19 protein-coding genes and 2 pseudogenes are annotated in these 20,666 nt (G+C 61.0%); 10 read left to right on the plus strand and 11 right to left on the minus strand.

The window, feature by feature from the left end:
• The first annotated feature begins 134 nt into the window (after positions 1-134).
• Positions 135-497 carry a DUF5658 family protein gene (locus NATPE_RS23025; RefSeq protein WP_006182348.1) on the plus strand — a complete coding sequence of 121 codons (363 nt, stop codon included), beginning with the start codon at positions 135-137 and terminating at the stop codon, positions 495-497.
• Positions 498-570: 73 nt separating this feature from the next.
• Positions 571-1,059: an AAA family ATPase gene (locus tag NATPE_RS21260; RefSeq protein WP_081597634.1), complete on the plus strand. Its 489-nt coding sequence runs from the start codon at positions 571-573 to the stop codon at positions 1,057-1,059.
• A 146-nt stretch (positions 1,060-1,205) separates the two neighbouring features.
• Here NATPE_RS21260 and NATPE_RS09075 read toward each other — a convergent pair.
• Positions 1,206-1,592, minus strand: a pseudogene (locus NATPE_RS09075) (hypothetical protein); the annotation flags it as partial.
• 48 nt (positions 1,593-1,640) lie between these two features.
• On the opposite strand from NATPE_RS09075, the gene NATPE_RS09080 reads away from it, so the two are divergent.
• Positions 1,641-2,237, plus strand: coding sequence for a hypothetical protein (locus tag NATPE_RS09080; protein WP_006182351.1), 597 nt, complete (start codon positions 1,641-1,643; stop codon positions 2,235-2,237).
• Between the two features lie 321 nt (positions 2,238-2,558).
• Here the strand turns inward: NATPE_RS09080 and NATPE_RS09085 are convergent, their stop codons facing one another.
• Entirely contained in the window at positions 2,559-3,803 is a 1,245-nt protein-coding gene (locus NATPE_RS09085; protein WP_015298960.1) for an inorganic phosphate transporter, read from the minus strand.
• A 117-nt stretch (positions 3,804-3,920) separates the two neighbouring features.
• Entirely contained in the window at positions 3,921-4,928 is a 1,008-nt protein-coding gene (locus tag NATPE_RS09090; RefSeq protein ID WP_015298961.1) for a DMT family transporter, read from the minus strand.
• Positions 4,929-5,279: 351 nt separating this feature from the next.
• Between NATPE_RS09090 and NATPE_RS09095 the strand changes: the two genes are divergently transcribed.
• Complete coding sequence (locus NATPE_RS09095) at positions 5,280-6,140, plus strand: SDR family oxidoreductase (RefSeq protein ID WP_049804940.1); 861 nt, start codon at positions 5,280-5,282, stop codon at positions 6,138-6,140.
• 185 nt (positions 6,141-6,325) lie between these two features.
• Here the strand turns inward: NATPE_RS09095 and NATPE_RS09100 are convergent, their stop codons facing one another.
• A complete protein-coding gene (locus tag NATPE_RS09100) occupies positions 6,326-6,733 on the minus strand; it encodes a CopG family ribbon-helix-helix protein (protein ID WP_006182355.1) in 408 nt (135 codons plus the stop codon).
• A 103-nt stretch (positions 6,734-6,836) separates the two neighbouring features.
• On the opposite strand from NATPE_RS09100, the gene NATPE_RS09105 reads away from it, so the two are divergent.
• From NATPE_RS09105 to NATPE_RS09120, 4 genes are all read left to right on the plus strand, one after another.
• Complete coding sequence (locus NATPE_RS09105) at positions 6,837-7,640, plus strand: hypothetical protein (protein ID WP_006182356.1); 804 nt, start codon at positions 6,837-6,839, stop codon at positions 7,638-7,640.
• Positions 7,641-7,933: 293 nt separating this feature from the next.
• Positions 7,934-8,263, plus strand: coding sequence for a hypothetical protein (locus NATPE_RS09110; protein ID WP_006182357.1), 330 nt, complete (start codon positions 7,934-7,936; stop codon positions 8,261-8,263).
• Positions 8,264-8,565: 302 nt separating this feature from the next.
• Positions 8,566-8,856, plus strand: coding sequence for a YgaP family membrane protein (locus NATPE_RS09115; RefSeq protein ID WP_006182358.1), 291 nt, complete (start codon positions 8,566-8,568; stop codon positions 8,854-8,856).
• Between the two features lie 233 nt (positions 8,857-9,089).
• On the plus strand, positions 9,090-9,752 hold the full coding sequence (locus NATPE_RS09120) for an SOUL family heme-binding protein (RefSeq protein WP_006182359.1): 663 nt from the start codon (positions 9,090-9,092) through the stop codon (positions 9,750-9,752).
• A gap of 8 nt (positions 9,753-9,760) precedes the next feature.
• Here NATPE_RS09120 and NATPE_RS09125 read toward each other — a convergent pair whose 3' ends face one another.
• The 3 genes from NATPE_RS09125 to NATPE_RS09140 form a co-directional block, all read right to left on the minus strand.
• Positions 9,761-12,199, minus strand: coding sequence for a heavy metal translocating P-type ATPase (locus NATPE_RS09125; RefSeq protein WP_015298963.1), 2,439 nt, complete (start codon positions 12,197-12,199; stop codon positions 9,761-9,763).
• A gap of 542 nt (positions 12,200-12,741) precedes the next feature.
• A complete protein-coding gene (locus NATPE_RS09135; RefSeq protein WP_015298964.1) occupies positions 12,742-13,293 on the minus strand; it encodes a hypothetical protein in 552 nt (183 codons plus the stop codon).
• Between the two features lie 9 nt (positions 13,294-13,302).
• Complete coding sequence (locus NATPE_RS09140) at positions 13,303-13,887, minus strand: LURP-one-related/scramblase family protein (protein ID WP_006648190.1); 585 nt, start codon at positions 13,885-13,887, stop codon at positions 13,303-13,305.
• A 254-nt stretch (positions 13,888-14,141) separates the two neighbouring features.
• Between NATPE_RS09140 and NATPE_RS23460 the strand changes: the two genes are divergently transcribed.
• A complete protein-coding gene (locus NATPE_RS23460; RefSeq protein WP_006182361.1) occupies positions 14,142-14,507 on the plus strand; it encodes a hypothetical protein in 366 nt (121 codons plus the stop codon).
• A gap of 580 nt (positions 14,508-15,087) precedes the next feature.
• A pseudogene (locus NATPE_RS23465) lies at positions 15,088-15,210 on the plus strand (universal stress protein); the annotation flags it as partial.
• A gap of 19 nt (positions 15,211-15,229) precedes the next feature.
• Here the strand turns inward: NATPE_RS23465 and NATPE_RS09150 are convergent.
• From NATPE_RS09150 to NATPE_RS09165, 4 genes are read right to left on the minus strand one after another with little or no spacing between them, the layout of a single operon-like run.
• Positions 15,230-16,609 carry a hemolysin family protein gene (locus NATPE_RS09150; RefSeq protein WP_006182363.1) on the minus strand — a complete coding sequence of 460 codons (1,380 nt, stop codon included), beginning with the start codon at positions 16,607-16,609 and terminating at the stop codon, positions 15,230-15,232.
• 5 nt (positions 16,610-16,614) lie between these two features.
• On the minus strand, positions 16,615-18,714 hold the full coding sequence (locus tag NATPE_RS09155) for a dipeptide ABC transporter ATP-binding protein (protein WP_006182364.1): 2,100 nt from the start codon (positions 18,712-18,714) through the stop codon (positions 16,615-16,617).
• On the minus strand, positions 18,711-19,631 hold the full coding sequence (locus NATPE_RS09160) for an ABC transporter permease (protein ID WP_006182365.1): 921 nt from the start codon (positions 19,629-19,631) through the stop codon (positions 18,711-18,713). The genes NATPE_RS09155 and NATPE_RS09160 overlap by 4 nt, the downstream gene beginning before the upstream one ends.
• Positions 19,628-20,623 (minus strand): ABC transporter permease, encoded by a 996-nt coding sequence (locus NATPE_RS09165; protein ID WP_006182366.1) that lies wholly within the window; start codon positions 20,621-20,623, stop codon positions 19,628-19,630. The genes NATPE_RS09160 and NATPE_RS09165 overlap by 4 nt, the downstream gene beginning before the upstream one ends.
• Positions 20,624-20,666: the final 43 nt, after the last annotated feature.

The raw sequence follows: 20,666 nt of genomic DNA on the forward strand, positions 1-20,666 counted from the left end.
GGGATGGGCTCCGCGACGGAGCCCATCCCTGTGGATCATCACGAACCTCCGCTGCCAGCTCATACAGCCCGATTTGTGCGCCTCCTATGAGATGGTGGCGAAATCAGCTCGGGCTAAACACATACCTTTCGTGTATGTTCGCGAGTGTCGCACATCGTCTCCGAGTCGGGTATCAGCAAATCCGCCACTCCCGTCCCTCGAGACTCTGGCTCGCTGCGATCGCCCTCTTTGGCGTCGCCGATATCGCCACGACGACGTATCTCGTCACGACAACTCCATTTGCCGAGGGGAATCCGATACTCGCGACGCTATTCGCCGAATTTGGTGTGTGGGTCCTGATTCCGATAAAGGCAGTCGGATTCGTGTTTTTCTACGGGCTCTATCGTGTGGTCCCGCGAACGTGGCGCGTCGGCGTCCCGATCGGGCTCGCGCTGTTGGGCTGTGTGGTCTCGGTGTGGAACCTGTCGGTGGGGCTGACCGGGAGCGCGCCACTATAGCCACGGTGGCCTTTCGAACACTTTGGACACCCGCCCGAACATGCTTTCACTGCGGACAGTCATGTAGCCCGATATGCCCCTCGTCACGAACCGCCGCGTCCTGCGGACCGAGATCCCGCCCGACGAAATGCTCCTGCGGGACGCCAAACTCGACCACCTCCGCAGTATCCTCGAGCCGATCCAGTTCGGCGACCCCGTCTCGGGGACCTTTATCCACGGCCCGCCGGGCACCGGGAAAACACATGCCGCCCGCCTGTTGGCCTCGCGACTCCAGCAAGCCGCCGGGCACGTCCAGCACGCGCATATCGACTGTTGGCAACGCAATACGACGACGGCGATCGTCTCAGAACTACTCGCCGGCCTCGGGGTGCCAGCGCCGAACAACGCTGCGGGCTACGATCTCCTCGAGCGACTGCGGGACGCTCTCGAGTCGCCCTACATCGCAAATCGAGAACGGGTACGTCCTCGAGGGAGGACAGTAGCGGCAGGACGTCTGCACCCTCGGCGAGGTCTCACGAACAGCCGACGGTCGCTTGGACGTCTAGCTTGCAACTCCCGGTGACACCTGACGTCTTCAGTGGACGCTCTCGGACCGTCGTTGGTCATTGACCGACGACGACCGATCGAGCGATAGACACACAAGTAATAAGACAAGCAAACAACCGCAATCGAGCTGGATTCGTGTTAGGCGTGGAGAGTGAATCCTTCTCAGGGTGGTGTGAGTAACCCGGCGACAGCCTCACCTGTCCCCGAATCGGTCTGTCCAGTCGCTGCCCCCTCGTCAGGAATGTCTGCATCCTCCATCAGCAAGACGCCCCGTTCAGTGTACTCGAGGCCGTTCTTTCTCTGGCGCTTCTGGTTGATTGCCAGCCGGTTCTTCGAAAGATCAAGCAACGTATTCATCGTTCTCGAGATGACATTTTTTGCGTAATCGTCGCTGATCCCTTTCTCCTGGCGGCGGATCCAGTGTTTCAGATCGCTTTCTGCGACGTACTCATGGACACCTGTACTCCCTTTCTCCCACTGTCTCCGACGCCTGGATCCGTGCGTGCCTTCCAGAGCTTTGCAGCAAGTCGTGGGGAGCGACGATGTCGACATCAACGATGACGACGCGGCGACGACCGACGCTGCTGACGACGAGCGATGACGGATCGGCGACTGCGGACGGTCGTCGCCGACACGAGCGCGCTGATCAGTCTGGCCGTTCCGCGAGCAGACACAGCGTACGACACCGACGCCGCTCCGGGCCCATTGCAGTATCTGCTCACCTCGTGTGACGTGTTTATCCCGCCGGAGGTCACTATGGAACTCCAAGCACTCACTCAGTATCAGGATATCCACGGCACTGCAGCGACGAACGTCCTTGCGGCTCGCGATTACTACACCGTCGAGGAGCCATACGAACGCGTGAAGACGTCGGACTCGCGACTGACGTTCGGCCTCGATGACGGCAAAACCGATGGGATCGTCCTCGTGAATGTACTCGACATCGATGGCTTCCTGACCGACGAGTTCGGCGGGCCGAACTTTCCGCTCATCCACGCGGTGTTACAGGGCCCACAGATCGTCCCGGTGCCGCAGCTCATCTGTGACTACGCCCGAAACAGCCATATGACCGACCACGAAGCGCGAACGCTGTTGGCACCGATTAGTCCGCACCGAATCTGGGACACCAGCCCCTACGTTGCCCAGCTGCGAGCCCGCCTCGAGGAGAATTCTCTCGAACTGGTAACTACGTGAAACGCGACGGCTGTCCGGACACGATCCACCCTACAAGCCGATACGGCACTAAACACGATGACGTCAGCGGTCCGGTCGATCTCCGAGGACTGTAGACGTATCCTCAAGGTGATCCGATTCGATTGAGGGCCGGACTGAGGCTAACGTGACGGCGGCTGACATCGCAATCGGCGGGACGGGAGAGGCACTGGGCCGTGCGGGTGAAATCCCCGTTGCGGCCAGCGACGACGGACTGACCTAGAGTCCGAGTGCCTACTCGTTCGACACCCCACTGGAACCGGATCCGTTCCATGTGGAGGACGGTGTCTCGGTGAGTGCCACTCACAGCAGGAACACGAACACCGGGTACGAGGTGGCAATCGCCAGTGCCGGCGTCAACACCCACATCGTTACGATGCGCTTGGCTGCGCTCGGATCGAAGAGGCTCCGCTCGTCGAGATCAGCCGGTCCTTCCGCGCCGACATCCGGTACGTCTGGGACGTCCGCTGGTTTCTCTGCCGGCTTCTCCTGGCGAGCGATGTCCCCGATGGTCGGGCCAGCAGGAGCCCCCTCGGCGCGGGAGGTGACCAATGCCCCTGTTGCGACGTCTACTTCCGGCCGTTCGGGTGTTGGGATTGCCAACTCCACCAGTGTCGCCGCCCGACTCGCTCGACCCCACCCGAGCCCAATAATCGTCGATGTCGTACTCACCGCGAGACTCGCGGGAATCCCGAAATAGGAGAGGATCGTGATCACTGTCCCACCGACGACGGAAACGATCAGCGATGCGAGGATCGGTAGTTCCGTAATATCGTCCCCGACCGTCTCCAGTGTGCGACGGGCGATAGTAAAACTTCCCAACCCGAAGGCTGCCACCGCAAGCAGGACGCCCTGATTGACAGTGAGCGATCCCCCCGAACCGACGAGGGGAGCCACTGCGTTCGCCGCGTTCGACGCCCCCGCCGAGAACGCCATATAACAGGCGATGACGACCACTGAGAGTGACCCGACGATGTCCTGTGGTGACGCGTTCTTATTCAAATACGGACGTGGAACTGTTCCCGACCGGTCAAGCTGGACGAAATGGAGATCGAATTTCGTGAACGCGATGTAACGGTCGAGATACGGGTAGATGTAGCGTCCGACTACGGCCCCGATGAGGAAACACGATAGGGGTGCGACGATCCACGCCGAGACGATAACGAACATCAGCGCCCGATTGAGAGTGTCGGATGCGAGACCCAATCCGACGATCGCCCCGACGGCCGTCATCGAGGTCGAAGCTGGAACGCCATAGAGATTGGACACGAACAACGACGCGCCCGTGAAAAACAGGACGGCGACGCTTGCAGCGGGCGTAAACTGGGTTGCCGGCACGATACTGCTGCTCATCGTCGCGATGACGTTCCGACCGACGGTCCACGCACCGATAAAGCCGAAAGCGACGAACAATGCGCCAGCGGTCGTCTTTCGGACCAAGCGCGAGCCCACTGCCGGACCGAACGCCACGCCCGTTGATGACCCCCCGATGTTGAACCCGACGAATATCGCGACACCGATGCCGACGACAGTTAGCAGCACAACCATCGTATCTGAGTCAAGATTATCTGACTACCTTATATAATCCCTGACGCCGGAACCGCGTTGCTGCTCTTTGTCTACTTCGTTAGTTCAGCGGGTCTCGAGCGGACTACTAAACAGCGGTCAATCGCCTGGTTGCAGTGAGGTCTGGGAGTCGGTTTCCGTCTTGTACACGTTCCCTTGGATACGGACTTCATCCCGCTCGAGCAACCGATCGTGGTCGGCTGTGTTCGAAGTGGCCTGGGTCAGCCGCCAGAGCGGCCGGATGTTACAAAGCGCGAATCCGACGACGATGAGCGCGAATCCGGCGACGGTCGCCATCGTGATTCCCTCCCCGAGCAGGGCTGCGCCGAAGACCGTCGCGACGATCGGTGTTGCGTAGTTGATGAGGCTAATGTTCGTTGCGCCGGTTCTCTCTAGCAACGTGAAATACAGGAGGAAACCGCCCGCTGTCGCGAAAATCCCGAGGTATGTGAGCGCAGCGGCTGCCGACGGCGTCCACGTTACGTTTCGGAGCGTTGCTCCAGAATAGGCGTACGCCGTCACGTGGAGGAACACTGCACCGGTACCCATCGCCCACGCGTGGAGTGCCATCGTTGGGAGGTCCGCCGACCAGCGTTCGGTCAGGACGGAGCCGAGCGCGAAGACGACTGCGGACGCCAAGAGAAGCCCGATACCGAGGAACTGTCCATCAACGGACCCACCGGTAATTGCAATCGCGATTACGCCGGCAAGCCCAGCACAAAGCCCGACGACATCCGTGACGTAGATCCGTTCCGTCGAGAGGACTCGAATGGCGATGATCGGCGTGATAATCGGTGTGAAACTGAGGACGATCGCAGCGACACCGCTCGTGACGTAGCTCTGGCCGATGAACGAGAACGCGAAGTGCGCTCCGATGACGAGGATGCCGTTCGAGAGGATAAGAGCGAGGTCGGCTTTCGTCCGGGGACGCCACCGAAGCCGGCCGAGTAGCACCGCGCCGACAAAAATGACCGCAGCGATATCTAGTCGGGCCGCTGCGAAGAGAAGCGGTGGGAGCGTTTCGAGCCCGATTTCGATCGCTGTGAACGCCGTTCCCCAGACGAGTGCAAGCGCACCGAACAACAGCACGTCTTCTAACTTTGTCATGTTACCATTGCATAGTATGTCATTGCTTCAAAGTCGATGTAGTCTCTATAAGCGGCTCAACTAAACGATTTGCGGGGACAGTGATAACACGACTCAACGGCTGTCCGTCCTTGGTAATCATTATCTAGACATGCAGCTCGGCACGAATGAGTGGCGGTGGTTTCGCTCAGTAGCCGACTAACTGTCCGTTAGCTGCTGTGCGGTTACTGGTGAATTCACTGAGGGAGAAAGCCGACGAACGGGTTTCCCACCATCCATCGCATGCAATCTTGCCATCGTTGCCCTCATGATGCTGTCCACCATGGTTGCCAGCATGGTCGTTTGGCTACTCAGATACTGATGGGCCAAACCATGACGGAAGTTCTACTCGTCACCGGGGCAACCGGGACTGTCGGTCAGCATGCGGTTGCTGCGCTTGCAGACCGCGATGTCGCCGTCAAGAGCGGGGTCCGCAACCCGAAAACTGTATCCACCGAGATCGCGGACGCCGGGGCTGTGGTCGCGTTCGACTTCACGAAGCCCGAGACATGGGGAGATGCACTGGTCGATGTCGACGGCGTCTTTCTCGTGCGACCTCCAGCCGTGAGCGAAGCGGATATCAACTCGTTCGTCGACGCAGCGGCCCGCGTCGGTGTTGACCACGTCGCCTACCTTTCGACGCTCGGTGCGGAAAAGAACGTCCTCATTCCCCACCACCGGATCGAGAAACACATTATGGGGACGGACATCCAGTATACGCTCCTTCGATCGTCGTTTTTTATGCAAAACCTCCTCGAGGTCCACCGGCCGGATATCGTCGAACGCAACGAGATATTCGTCCCGGCCGGGCGTGGCGAAACGAGCTTCGTCGATGCACGAGATATCGGCGAAGCAGCCGCGGTCGTGTTAACTGAATCCGGTCACACCAACCGAGCGTACGACCTCACCGGGCCTGAGGCGCTGGACTACGGAACGGTTGCCACCATCTGTAGTGACGTCTTGGATCGACCGATCACGTATCCAAACCCGTCACTGTTGGCGTTCGCACGGCGAATGCGTCGACGCGGAAAACCGCTCGGATTTATCGCACTGATGTGTGGCATCTACACCACCGCGCGGCTCGGGTTGGCTGCTCGCGTGACCGAAGACAGCCGCAGGCTCCTCGGACGGCCGCCGCGAACGATGCGGGCGTTTATCGAAGATTACGCAGCCGAGTTTCAAGCCGACTCGTAGCCGAACACGACACTGACAGGGAGAAATGCCGAGAGCGGGTACGTCGAAACTTGCGGACCACTACTCCCGAAACAGCGTCCGAGATCATCGAGCCGCCTGCTGTCGCTCACGTTGCGGTCACCACCCCTTCATTCCAACACCCTGGTACGATACGTCCAGGGGAGTCCCCTGTCTCGAGTACGACCTCAAGGGGCGTCGCCCGGCGTAGCATCCCGGAGGAGCATCGTCTTTACGCGACCAACCCCATCGAAATCGCGGAGTCGATACACGAGTTCGCGAACCCGTTCTGAATCGCCGTGACAGAAAACCGTCTCTAAACACCACTCGTCCTGGTGGGTATGGCTCATTGTCTCGATGACGTCTTGAAATTGGTGTTGGACGGAATGGAGATCGTGAATCACCTCGTGATGCCGGCAATCGAAGGCCAGAACGGCGACGACCTCACCCGATACTTCCTCGAGTTGTGAATGCCCCTCGATGTATTCCTGCATCGCTTCACGAACTGCTCGCGAGTGAGAGTCCAAGCCCTCGGCCTGCCACGTCTCGTCGAACTCGTCGAGGACGTCCGCGGATACGTTCAAACTCGTTCGCATACCTCACAGTTGGGTCCCCGCTGTCTTGAGTACTCGATTATTACGGAAACCGCGTTCTAGTCTTAACAATCGCTATACAACGCGGTGATGAAAGTGTACGTGAATGCTCTACGGTGAGGCGTTTCCACTACTAGTCGGCGCGGTTTCGCTCGGGTTCGTACACGGCATTGAACCCGGGCACGGATGGCCGGTCGCTGCGAGTTACGCGCTCGAGCGGTCCAACAAGTGGCGCTACGGGTTCGCCGCCGGCTTCCTCATCGGTATCGGCCACCTCATCAGCAGTCTGGCGATGGTCGGCGTGTTCTTCTACGCGAAATCCTACTTCCAACTGACCCGGGTGAACGAGCCGATTTCGATCCTCGGCGTCTCCATCGGCGGTCCGGTAAGTATCGTTGCAGGTGTATTACTCATCGGCCTCGGCGTTCGAGAGTACACACACGGCCACTCTCACGGTCACGACCACGACGAGCAGACGGGAGACCAGTTCACCCACCACGATCACGACGCCGGTGAGCAGACGGGGGACCGCTTTTCAGATGGGCTCCTTGAACGGGTGAAAACTCGGCTTGGAGACAGCGGGGGCCGTTCTCACGGGCACGGGACTGAAACGGCCGCTGACGCCGACCGCGGACTGTTCGGAATCGCCTGGTTCGCGTTCGTCCTCGGATTCGCCCACGAGGAGGAGTTCGAAATCATCGGGCTTTGTGCCGGCTCGACGTACTGTCTGGAGCTGATGACTGCGTACGCCCTGACGGTCATCGTCGGTATCGTGGGTCTGACGATGCTTCTCATCGCCGGCTATCAGGAGTACGAGGAAACGGTCGAGACGTACACGCCGTACCTGCCGCTGTTCTCGGCGACCGTCCTCGTCGTTATGGGGCTCGGCTTCGTCGCTGGCTTCTTCTGAACCGGGCCATACCGTCCTCCCCGTCTCTTCCTCTATGGGGTCTTTCGCGCCGTCAGAGAGCGGCGGCGTCCGGAATCGGTACCTCGTCGTGTCTCGAGGTGCCAGAGCGGGGCATCGACGGGTTCGGAAATCGTGTCGCGGCGGTCGACAGTGGCGAGAACCTCAATACGGAACTAGTAGCTAACGACGTTTCGAGTAGTGTGACAGTTAGCAGGCATGGGAACCGACGCCACTGTCTTAACCAACAGAACTATGCAATTGGCGTTCCGTGTTGGTTAACACGAGAGTCGCCGATGCCTGATGAACCACCGGCTCCACCGGCGAACCTCCCACCAGAGGTCGTCGACGCGCTCAACGAGTCCGCTCCGGAGCGGCTGCGGGACGTTGCCGCGTACGCCGAGGCGCTAGCCAAACACAAGGACCGCGAGACCCGTCTCGAGGACGAGCCGAGTGACAACGAGATCGACGACCGGGCCGACGATCTCCCGGACGATGTCCCCGCAAAGGCGACGGTCACGATCAAGGAGATCAATGACAACCGGTACTACTACTGGCAGTGGCGGGACGGCGATACGGTGACATCGAAGTACAAAGGCCCGGTGAATCCGGAGGAAGAGATCTAGGTCGCGACGGAGACCGTCCGTCTATAGACGAGGCGAGTCCCCCGAATCGGTCGACGGTCATGAGTCGCGCCCGTCGATCGAAGCGACGGACACAGAGGTACCGACCCTCGAGGTAATCGACACGGGACCGAACGGATGGGGACGGACCCGTCGGCAGGTGCCTGAATAGTTAATCCATGGATCCCAGACTCCGCAGACATAACAGATGGAAAGTAAACGTCGTGCTTTCCCCCGATATGTCTTCAAACCGCAAATATAGATTATATACGCAGACGTCCTACGTAGGACTGGTGAACGGAACCATGCAAAAAAACGTCGGCGGATACGACCGCGGCGCCCGGTTCGTCTTCGGACCGATCCTCGCGATCGTCGGTATCGCGGCCCTCGGTGGCGTACTTTCCTTGACAGCGGGGATGCTCGGTGTCGCTCTCGCGGCTCTCGCTCTCGTCGTTGGCGCGGTGTTAACCGTCACCGCGGTCACGCAGAAATGCCCCATGAACGCCCGCCTCGGTATCGATACGTATCGAAACGAGGTCGAGTCCCGCTCTGAGGCCGGCAAAAAAGAAAACCGCCGGGCCGGGCGACTGAGCTAGGACCGAACTGCCAATTTTTCGATGCAATCGGTATCGGTTTCCCGTTTCACAACTGGAATGTGACCGAGAAGGTGTTCTCGCGGCGTCCGACTGTCGGTTCCGACGGCAAAGGCGGCTCGCGGTGCGCGACCACAGCGCGGAACCCAGACGCGTTGGTTCCTGGCTTTTGTCCGGAAGTGACCGTCCTCGAGGGTACCCCGTGGGACTATTGACCGGGACGGAGTACGGACCCTATGCGATCGGCACGAAAGATACTATTCGGTATCGGCGGCCTGCTCGTTTTGTGGATCGGTTGGGGCGCGTACGTCGACCGAACGACCGAACGCGTCCCGTCGGAAACGCTGGATCGCTTCGACGGCGTTGAGATCCGTCGCTATCCCAGGACGATTGTCGCCGAAACGACGGCAGGGGATTCGCGGACGGCGTTTGGACGCCTCTTTCGCTACATCTCGGGCGCGAACGCGCGCCGCGAGGAGTTGTCGATGACCGCACCGGTGGCGGTCCGCGGTACTGCGATTCCGATGACCGCGCCCGTGCGAACGGGGTCCGACGGTGGTGACGTGATGATGGCGTTCTACCTCCCGCAGACGTACACGTCCGAAACCGCGCCGACGCCGACCGATGCCGACGTTCGACTCGTCGTCGAACCGCCGCGGACGGTCGCAGTCCGCCGCTTCTCGTGGTACGCGACGGACGAGCGCGTCCGTCGGGAACGGGAGCGGCTCAGCGAGGAACTCACACGACGAGGTCTCGAGACGGACGGCGAGCCGGCGTTGCTCCAGTACAACGACCCGTGGACGCCGCCGTTTATGCGAACCAACGAGATCGAAGTCCCCGTCGCGGACGTTCCGGACGACCGCCACAGCGACCATAGTCTAACGGTAACACGGGAGTAGTCCGGAACTCAGGCGGTATCTTCGTCGGACAGTAGTGGACGAGTCGAATTCACGACGACCAGCAGACTGCTTCCGCCCATCGCAAGCGCTGCAAAGAGCGGGTTCAACAGACCGATCACGGCAAGCGGGATCGCGATGGCGTTGTAGCAAAACGCCCACGCGATATTGCCTTTCACACGGCGGTTCGTCGCTCGAGCGAGTTCGAAGACCGTCCCGACGGACGCGAGGTCGTCATCGACGAGGGCGACATCCGCGGCGTCAGCGGCCATCGCAGTCCCACCGCCTAGAGCGATGCCGAGATCGGCCGCGGCCAGCGCCGGTGCGTCGTTGGTTCCATCGCCGACCATCACCGTCCGTCCCGTCTCGTTGAATCGCGTGACGGTCTCGGCCTTTCCTTCCGGCGGAACGCCCGCAAACACGTCGTCGACGGCAGCGTGATCCCGAAACTGCTGTGCCGCCCGGGCATCGTCACCGGTGAGAACGACCACATCTTTCCCATCGTCGGAAATAGATGCCACCGTCTCGTCCCAGTTCTCCCGCAGTTTGTCACCGACGACGATGACGCCTTCAGCAGTCCCGTTGCGACCGACAGCAACCGGAACTCGTCCGGTTTCACGGCTGTTCGCAATTCGATCGGTGATGTTCGCGGGAACGTCCCAGTCGTGATCGCGGAACAGGTCTGGGTGGCCGACGATGATCTCGTCTCCGTCGACAATACCCGAGACGCCGTTCCGATAACTGTCGAAGGAGACGACACGGTCGGCTGGTGAATCGGCGTCCGACCCGGACTCGACCGATCCACCGTCGGGCACCGGTCGCTCGGTGGCGATGGCCTCACCGACCGGATGTGACGAGCGCTGCTCGAGAAGTGCCGCTTTCTCGAGCAACGCCGTCCCGAGATCGGTCTCGATGACGGTCATTTCACCCGTCGTCAGTGTGCCGGTCTTGTCGAAGATGACGGTCTCCGCGTCGCGGATTCGCTCGAAGATGCTATCGTCGAAGACGACGATCGAGCGTTCCAACGCGTCGCGGACCCCTGCGGCGACTGCAAGCGGCGTCGCCAGCCCGAGCGCACAGGGACAGGAAACGATCAACACCGTGAGTCCGACGAGAAGGGCGGAAACGCCGTTCCCGAGAAGGAGGTTCACGCCCGTAACGACGACTGCGAGAGCGAGAACGACCGGCACGAAGATCGTCGCCAGTTTGTCCGCGAGTTTCTGAATCCCATGAGAGCCGCTTTGCAGGTCCCAGACGAGTTCGGTGATCCGATCGAGGCTACTCGTCGCCTCCGCTCCGACGCGGACGGTCACCGCGCCGTCCGTCACCATCGAGCCGCCGACGACGGCATCGCCCGCGGTCTTCCGAGCGGGAAGGGACTCACCGGTGACGACCGCCTCGTCGACGGCTGCGTCACCGTCGACGACCGTCCCGTCGACGGGGACTCGTTCCCCGGACCGGACCAACACGCGATCATCGACCTCGAGGTCCTCGACTCCGACGTCTTCTGCCTCACCGTCCTCGCGAACGCGACGGGCTTCGTTGACCTGGATAGAAGTCAGGTCGGAGAGGCGCTCGGTCGCCTCCTGCTTGATCGACGATTCGTAATAGTTGCCGACCGTGACGATAACGATTATTGCGACGGTCACGTCGTAGTAGATGTGTTCGCCACCGAATACGATCGAGAGCGTACTGTAGAGGTACGCGCTCACGGCCGCGATCGCGACGAGGAGATCCATGTTCGGCGACCGCGTTTTCACGCTGACGTACGCTCCCTGAAGGATCGGCTTGCCAGTCACGCCTAGGATGATCGTCGTGAGCGCCGCGATGACGACGTAGAATGGCGTGGCGACGGAACTCGCGAGCGCGCTTTCGAAAAACTCCGTGACCCGATCGCCGTAAAACAGGCCGCCGAAATACGTCGGGTAGATGATGACGAGGTACTGCAACATGACGGACATTCCCATGAGGACGCCGACTGCGATTCGCCCCATCTCCCAGTTATTTGCTCTCCGACGGCTGAACGTATCGTCGCGGGCGTAGGCGCTATAGCCGAGTCCGCTGATCTCCTCTTGGAGGTCGGCCGCCGAGACGCGGTCCGGATCGTGATCGATTCGAACCGTGTCGGTCACGTAACTCGAGCTGGCGTCACTGACGCCGTCGATCGTCGTCGCGGCCGATTCGATAAACGCCTCGCAGGTCGCACAGTGCATCCCGTCGACTTCTAGAAACGTCGCGTCGTGATCCGACGGGACCTCGCGATCGGACTGTGAATCGTCTCGAGCGCGGCGGACGTCGTCGGCGTCGATGTCGTCGACGTCCCCGAGGGTGACGTAGACATCTCGACAGCCAGTACAGCAGAACCGATTGCCGTCCGATACGATGTCACTCCCACTGACGGGGAGGTCACAGAGTGTACAGCTGGGTTCTGACGGCGAAGTGTCGGACATTCGTTAGTCACTAGTGGCCGTTGCCGCGATTTGTTGTGTGTCGATCCCGCCGTAGAACGATCGTTTCGAGTGTCGTATCCGTGGTCTTCTCATCTCGTGTGCCAGCAGGACGTCCTCGAGCGCGACGACCGCGACTCCACGTAATCGATGTACTCGCTGGCACCGACTGCCATCACTGGCATCGATCACGGCACGCGAGATGTCCGTTCCGATACAGTACACTCCCGCGAGAAACAACGCCACGGCACTGCCAAAGCGTGGAACCTGGTACATGTCGATCAGTTCGGACCGTGATATCGGCCGAGCTAGTCGCTCGGAAGGGTAATGTATTTCGTCTCCTCTCCCGGGAATTATCGAACCAACACCCTGTTGGAAAACTCCTTGTTTGGGCCGCGTAGCGCGGTTGGCCACCCTCTCAGAAATTCCGTCCCCAACGGACGGAAACACTCTTGCGCTTCCGTTGGCTGCTGAAAATCGCTACTCGAGGGGCGAAATGCCCAATCACGCGTAAGTCTGGGAATAGTGTTATATAGCGGTTCGCGTTACGCCAGATCCGAGAGGCTCTCGCCGACGCGGAAGCCGATCGGTTCGCCGACCTCCTCGGAGCCGAGTGCGACACCGAGTAACTGCTCGTCGGGATCGCTAATCGTCACCGTTTCGCTCGCCCGCGATCGCCCGTCTATTTCAGTGTCAGTCAGTTCGACGGTCACTTCGTACGAGCCGGCCTCGCCCCACACGTCGTCGTACACTGCGACGGACTGTTCGTCGTCTCCGGAGGCCGACCCTTCGTTGTCGTTCCCCGACTCCGACGGAGCGAGGTCGAACGTCTCGTCGAGAACCGTTTCACCGGCGGGGTCGCCGACGGCGATGGAGCCGGCGACTCGTCGGTCGGTTTCGTTGAATACGTTGACCTGTTCGAGCAACCGGTCTCCGATGAAGTCCATTGCGGTCGTACAGCCGGCTGCCGCCGTCAGTAGCGCCGTTGCGCTCGCAGCGAGAGCCGCCCGTCTGGTGTGGGTGGTGTCCCGAGGCGTCCGTTCCCGACTGCGATCTCGGCGGTGAATGCCGTCACTCGAGGCGTCGTTCCGTTCCATGGGTCGAACTCAGTGCCCCTCGATCGCGTCGATGACCATCGCGGCGGCCACGACTGGGACCCGCGGCACGGAACTAGCGTCGTCGATCTCGATGTCGTACCGATCTTTCATCGAGAGCTGCCCCGAGATCGAACCCACGTGGCCGCCGTCGGCGTCGGTGATTTCGTAGTGGTGTGGGATCAGGTTCCCCAAGAGCCCCGTCCGGAACAGACCGACGAACTTCCGAGACGTGATCGCCGCCAGCTCGGCGTCGGTCTCGGGGTCACGGATCGTCCAGGTCGCTCCCGTAATCTGCTCGAGGAGCGAGTACTCGTGGTCGAGAACGACGACGTCCTCGTCGCTTCGAGCGTCCGTGAGAACGTATTGACCCTCGTAGTCCCGGATCTGCTGTGCCGTCACGGTGAACACGTCGTCGCCGTCCGCATCGACGAACGGGAACTCCTCTTTGAGTTTGAACGTCTTTTGCTTCCCCTCGAGGACCGTATTACCGCGGTCGTCGAGGGCCCTGTACTCGTTCCGTATCAGGTTCTGTTCGACGGTGTACTGGTCGGCCGAGAGGTCGAGCCCCTCGATATCGTAGTTCGACGCCTCCATGGACAGTCCCTGTGGCCACGGAAGCAAGAACCCGGTTGCGGTGTCTCTCGCTCCGAAACAGGTCCGTTTCTGTCTCAGCGACTACGTCTGCCGTCACCTGTCGCTCCTCGTGCGCGGTCGCAAAGCGTTCGGCTCTGCTGAAACCCATTTGTTAGACACTGTCCTCGGTGAAAAGGCCGTTACGTAGGACTGCGAATCAATCATCAGGTACCAAAAGTTGATAACCTCCAGTTGATTGTCTGTACGTATTGGATATGAATTTGACACGATTGTTGAAACCACTGGTGCGGGACACTGGCGTGATAGGTGGCGTAACCGTCGGTCTTGTGTACGGTCTCACCCATTCGGGGGCAGTAATCGTCGGACTGGCTGGCCTTGGCATCCTCTGTATTGGGGTGGGTGGTGGTACTACTGGGCATGGTAGTGGTTCTGGATTTGCTGTTTTGGGGAGGACTGGGCACGATGAGAGTAGTGAGGTAAGTAATATGACCAGACATATGGAACTCTGGCCAGGGGTATCCTCCGACATGCCAGTTCGGGTGCGTCTCCTCTTCTATGGGCTTGGACTCCTTTTCTGGAGTATCACAGTTCTTGGACTGTTTTCGTCGAGCCTACATTGACACCGCGCTCGTCTTTCTCTCTTCACCGTTCAATTCACGCTCTATACTGAACAGCAACTACAGGTGCGTAGTCAGCACGCAATGTACATCATCTATTGAAGTCACAATACAGTCAAAATATTCATGTGAATTACTGATTAAATTCTCGTATGGCCGCCAATAGTAGTATTGGAGTTCGAGACCTCGGGTTTGGTCTCTTAAGTCTTGTTTCGGTTGCGCTCACCCTCATTGCACAGTTTGTGTGGATGGTTATCTTCGATTCCTCGGGACTGGACGTGTACGCGCCAGACTTGCTCTTTATGCACATCCTCCCAGCATTCACTCTTGCCCTCATCCCCACTGTTGCTGCTCAATATTTATACACACAGAAATGGTCTCTCATCACAGGCGGAGTCGTGTTCGTTGCGAGTGCTATCGTTTCAACGTTCACAATTCAATTCTTTATACTGTGCAGCCCGGGGTGCTGAATACAGTAGCTGTACTTGCCGAATCTGTTTATGATATAATAGGGGTATGTGAACCGTTCTATGACAGCTTCTGCTCGATGCCGGTTCCGTCAATCTTAGCCGTCACCGATGGCATCGACGCCGAATACATCGTTATCGGCGGTCAAAAGCGGGCGCCAGCGGGGAAAGCGCTGTTTTGGAATACAACGCAATCGGTCCTACTTGATGCCGATCGCCCGGTTGTGGCAGTCGTGTCCGAGGGAGAGAACCGAGGGACTAACTCGAGGCGGCGACGCCGGACTCGTCGGCCGTCGAGGGGTCGGGTTCGGTGATGCGGACGCGCTTGATCCGCGTGTTGTCGACGCGCTCAACGGTCAGTTCGACGCCGTCGTAGGCGAACGTCTCGCCAGGATCGACCAGCCGCCCGGCGCGGTTGAAGACGAAGCCGGCGATCGTCTCGAACTCTTCTCCTTCGGGGAACTCGACGCCGGTGACGTCGTTGACGTCCTCGATGTTCACCTCCCCGTCGACTCGGACCGTGCGCTCGTCGATCGTCTCGATGGGTTCGGCCTCCTGAGCGTCGAGGATCTCGCCGACAACTGCCTCGACGATGTCCTCGGTCGTGACGATCCCCTCCGTCGTCCCGAACTCGTCGATGACGACGACCTGTCCGACGCGCTCACGGCGCATTTCGCGAAACAGTTCGTCGACGTGCTTGCTCTCCGGGACGTGTAGAGTTTCCTCGATATGAGGCTCGAGTGAGGCGTCGTCGGTCGAATCGCCGCTCCGGTAGTCGCGGACGAGATCGCTGAGGGCAACCACGCCGACGACGGTGTCGAGGCCGCCTTCGTACACCGGAAGGCGGGCGTGACCGCTCTTGACGCACTTCGCGACGGCGTCGTCAACCGTCGCCGTTCGGGGGACCGCGGTCACGTCCAGTCGTGGCGTCATCACCTCCTTCGCGATGGTGTCGTTGAACCGGAACACGCGTTGGAGCATCTCACGTTCGTCGGTCTCGATTATCCCCTCGTTCTCGCCGGTCCGTATCAGCTCCCGGATTTCGTCTCGCGTCACATAGGACGACTCGACAGCGGTTCCGCCGCCGCTGAGACGGTTGACGAGACGGGTCAACGCGTCGAACGTGACCACCAGCGGATACAGCGCATATTTTGAGAGCTGGAGTGGACGGGCGACCGAGAGGGCCCACGACTCGGTGTTCTCGATTGCGTACGACTTCGGCGCGCTCTCGCCGAACAGCAGGACAACGGCGGTCACGCCGAACGTCGCCGCCAGCATCGCCTGCCCCTGCCCGACGTACATCGCGAACAGGCCAGTTGCGATCGACGACATCGCGATGTTGACGAGGTTATTTCCGACGAGAATTGTCACCAGCAGCCGATGCGGATCCGACTGCAGCTCCTGTACTGTCTCGGCACCGGGTCGTCCCTCCTCGACTAGCGCCTCGATGCGGTGCTGGGCCAGCGAGAACATCGCTATCTCCGCCGAAGAGAAAAACCCCGACAGTACGAGCAACACCAGCAGCGTCCCGACTCCGATGGCGGCCACGAGGTTCGTCGACGGGTCGACGCCGACGACGGCCGGGCTACCGACGTCGACCGAAGTGGTTCCCGCTACGATCGTCTCGAGGCCGGACATGGTACTCAGTCACCCACTGAGTCGGTGTTGGCCGACGTCGGGAACTCGTCGTCGGCAGTCGCGGTGTCCGTCGGAGCCGTTCCGTCCCCGTCCTCCGGGAGATAACACGCCGCTCGATGGCTGTCGTCGCCCGCCTCGTCGATCGCCGGCTCGGCTTCCCAGCACGAGTCCTCGGCCTTCGGACAGCGCGGGGCAAACGCACAGCCCGAGGGGAGATCAACCGGGTCCGGCGGCTCCCCCTCGAGCAAGACGCGCGTCCGGTCAACGGTCGGGTCCTTCTCCGGGGCAGCCGAGAGCAGCGACGCCGTGTAGGGGTGTTTCGGCCGCGTCGCGATCCGATCGACCTCGCCTTCCTCGATGATCCGGCCGAGGTACATGATGCCCAACCGGTCGGATACTTGCATCAGACTCGCGAGGTCGTGGGAGATGTAGACGATGCCGATGTCCTCAGTGTCGGCCAGCCCTCGAAGCAGGTTCAGCAGGTTGACCTTCAGCGAGACGTCCAGCATCGACGCGGGCTCGTCACAGATCAGGAAGTCCGGATCTAGGACGAGCGCCTTGGCGACTGCCACGCGCTGGCGCTGTCCGCCGGAGAGTTCGTGGGGGTACTGATCGAGGTACTCCTCGGCCGGAGTCAGCCCCACCTTCTCGAGTGTTTCGACGATCGCTCGCTCCTTCTCGTCGGTCCGATAGTCGTGGATCGTCAGCGGCTCGCCAACGAGCTTCCGGACGGTCTGACGGGGGTTCAGCGAGTCGAAGGGATCCTGAAAGACGATCTGGACCTTTCGCCGGAACTCCTGAACGTTTCCGTCCTGATAGTACTCGTAGGGCTCGCCGTCGAAAGTCAACTCTCCACCGGTCGGCTCTTCGAGCAGGGCCATCGTTTCGCCGAGTGTCGACTTCCCGCAGCCGGACTCGCCGGCGATTCCGAGGACCTCCGAGCGGCGGACCGACAGCGAGACGCCGTCGACAGCTTTCACGTAATCGGTCTCTTCGCCGCGGACCTTGTCGAGTAGCGGCTGGCTCTGTTCGTAATGTTTCTCGAGGTTGTCGGTCTCGAGAATGACCTCGCCGCGGTCGGAGTCGTCGTCGCCGTCGTCGGGAATGTCCCACGTCTCCGGATCGTCAGCGGCCTGCCGGAGCTGGGCCGCCTCCTTGACGCGATGGCAGGCTGATCGGTGGTTCCGGTTCGGGAGGTCGACCGGGTCTGGATGGGACGCCCCGCACTCCTCGGTAGCGAAGGGACACCGATCCTCGAAGACGCAAGCCGTCGGCTCCCCGTTCAGGTTCGGCGGCGAACCCGGGATTGCGACGGGATCCTCTCCCTCGTCGATCTCCGGGAAGGAGTTTTTCAGCCCCATCGTGTACGGATTCGTGGGGTTAACGAGTACGTTGTCAACGCTGCCCTGTTCCATCACTTTCCCGCCGTAGAGGATCGACAGCTCGTCACAGGTCTCGGCGATGACGCCGATTTCGTGGGTGATTAGCAACAGCGAACTGTCCATCCGCTCTTGAATCTCGAGGATCTTGTCGATGATTTTGTCTTGGACGATCACGTCCAGCCCGGTCGTCGGCTCGTCGGCGATGATGAGGTCAGGCTCGAGGGCCAGCGCCATGGCGATGGTCACCCGCTGGCGCATCCCGCCGGAGAACTCGTGGGGATAGTCGTCGATCCGATCGGGGTCGAGGCCGACGATCTCGAACAGTTCGCGGACTCGATCGCGCGCCTTGGAATCCGTGACGTTGCGGTGCGTATGGATCGCCTGTGCGATCTGGTCGCCGGTCGACATCACGGGGTCGAGCGAGTCCATCGCGCTCTGGGGGATGTAGGCGATGTCCTCCCAGAGGATGTCGCGGCGCTCGGCCTCGGAGAGGGCTGTGAGGTCTTTTCCGTCGAACCCGATGGTACCGCGCTCGACGGTTCCGTTGCCTGGGAGCAGGCCCAGCAGGGCTTCCGCGACGGTCGACTTGCCGGAGCCGGACTCGCCGGCGAGGCCGTAGTTGACACCCTCGTCGATGGTGAAGGAGACGTCGTTGACGGCATGGACCGGCTCGTCGTCGGTTTCGTACGTGACTTTTAGGTTGTCGACTTCGAGTAGCGTCATTGGTCTGTCTGAATTTCGGGGTTGATGACTTCCTCGTAGGCGCGGCCGATGAGGAACACCGAGGTGGTTATCGCGGCGATACCGATGGCTGGCGGGAGTACCCACCACCACGCGACGCGCATGTTGCCCGAGGCGAACACCTGCCGGAGCATCCGGCCCCAGCTGGTCATCGTCGGATCGCCGAACCCGAGGAAGGCCAGACTCGCCTGCGCGGCGATCGCCCAAGCGACGCCGTAGGCGGTGTATAGGAACCCGATCGGCAGGACGTTGGGCGCGACGTGGTACAGCATCGTCCGCAGGTCGCTCGCGCCGCTGGCGCGGGCGGACTTGACGAAGGTCCGTTCGCGGACCGACAGCACCTCCGAGCGGACGACGCGGGCCGGCATCTTCCAGAGGAACGCGGCGATGATCGCCGTGATCAGCCAGATGTTCGGCGTCATGAACGTCAGCAACAGCAGCGCCATGGGCATGAACGGCAGCGAGAACGTCAGGTCGGTCAGCCGCATCAGCAGCTCGTCGACCCAGCCGCCGTAGTAGCCGCTGACGACGCCGACGGTGAAGCCGAGTGCGCCCGTGCCCAGCCCACCGAACAGGCCGACGATCAGCGTCGGCCGCGCGCCGGCCAGGAACTGGCTCAGCACGTCCTTGCCGTACGAGGTCGTCCCGAAGAACGCCTCCGCGCTCGGGGCCGTGAGCCGGAGGACAGAGCCGTCGCCGCCGCGGACGGTGTGTTCGATCGGATCGTGGGGAGCCAGGAACGGCCCGAACAGCCCGAGGAACACGAACGTCGCGACGACGATCATCCCGCCGAACGCCAGCGGATCTCGCCGCAGGAACACGAACTGGTCGCGGACGGTCGTCCACAGTTCGTCGATCCGGCTGTACATCGCTCCCTTCTGTTTCGTGTCGGTACTCATGCCGAACCACCTCCGCCGGTCGAGACCGTCGGATCGAAGTACGCATAGAGGACGTCAGCGAGGAGGTTCGCGAGGATGACCGCCAGCGCCATGATGAAGACTGCGGCTTGCACCAGCGGGTAGTCCTGCTGCTGGATCGCCAACACGAGTTCGCGGCCGATACCGGGCCAGCTGAAGACGACCTCGAGCAGGATCAGCCCCTGGAAGATCATCCCCAGTCGGAGCGTGAAGTAGGTGAGAATCGGCAGCATGGAGTTCCGCCCTGCGCGGGCCAACTGCTGCATCTCGGTGAGCCCCTTCGCGCGGTGGAGCTTGAGGAACTCTGAGCCCCGCTTCTCGACGACGCCGTTGCGGGCCAGCAGCAGGAAGTCGCCGCTGTAGTAGAGGACGGCGACGGTAAACGGCAGGAGGTAGTGATGCAGGAAGTCCAGCGAGACGAACGTGTCGAGGTAGCCCTCGGGCGTCGCCCGGATCGATCGCATCCCGAGCGCCGGGACAATCTCTAGGTTGTACGCGAAGACGATGATGAAGAAGATCGCCGTGATGAACACTGGCGTCGAGCGCAGCAGCGTCGTCGAGACGATGCTGAACTTCTCGAGGCGGCTCCCCCTGTTCCAGCCGGCGTACATCCCCACTAGGGAGCTCAGGATTGCCGTCGTCACCAGTGCCGGCACGAGCAGGATCAGCGAGTTGATCAGGCGTGGCTCGAGGACCGCCCAGACCGGCTGGCTTCGCAGGATTGAGTAGCCGAACTGGAAAGTCAGCAGGCTCGTGAGGTAGTTGACGTACTGTTTCCATATCGGTTCGTCAAGCCCGTACATCGCTCGGATCTCGGCGATCTGCTCCTGGTTCAGGTTCCCGGAGGTTACGAGCGCTTCGAAGGGACTCCCCGGCAGCAGCCGCAGGACGACGAAGATGACTGAGACGGCGATCAGCGTTAGCAATACGGAGATCGCGAGCCGCTTGAGCAGGAACCGCTGGAACTTCGTCATCGGTTACCACCTATCGGTGCGACTGAGATCGCGTCGGTTGCTC

The organism is Natrinema pellirubrum DSM 15624 (assembly GCF_000230735.2).
In the GTDB taxonomy this organism is placed as follows: Archaea; Halobacteriota; Halobacteria; order Halobacteriales; family Natrialbaceae; genus Natrinema; species Natrinema pellirubrum.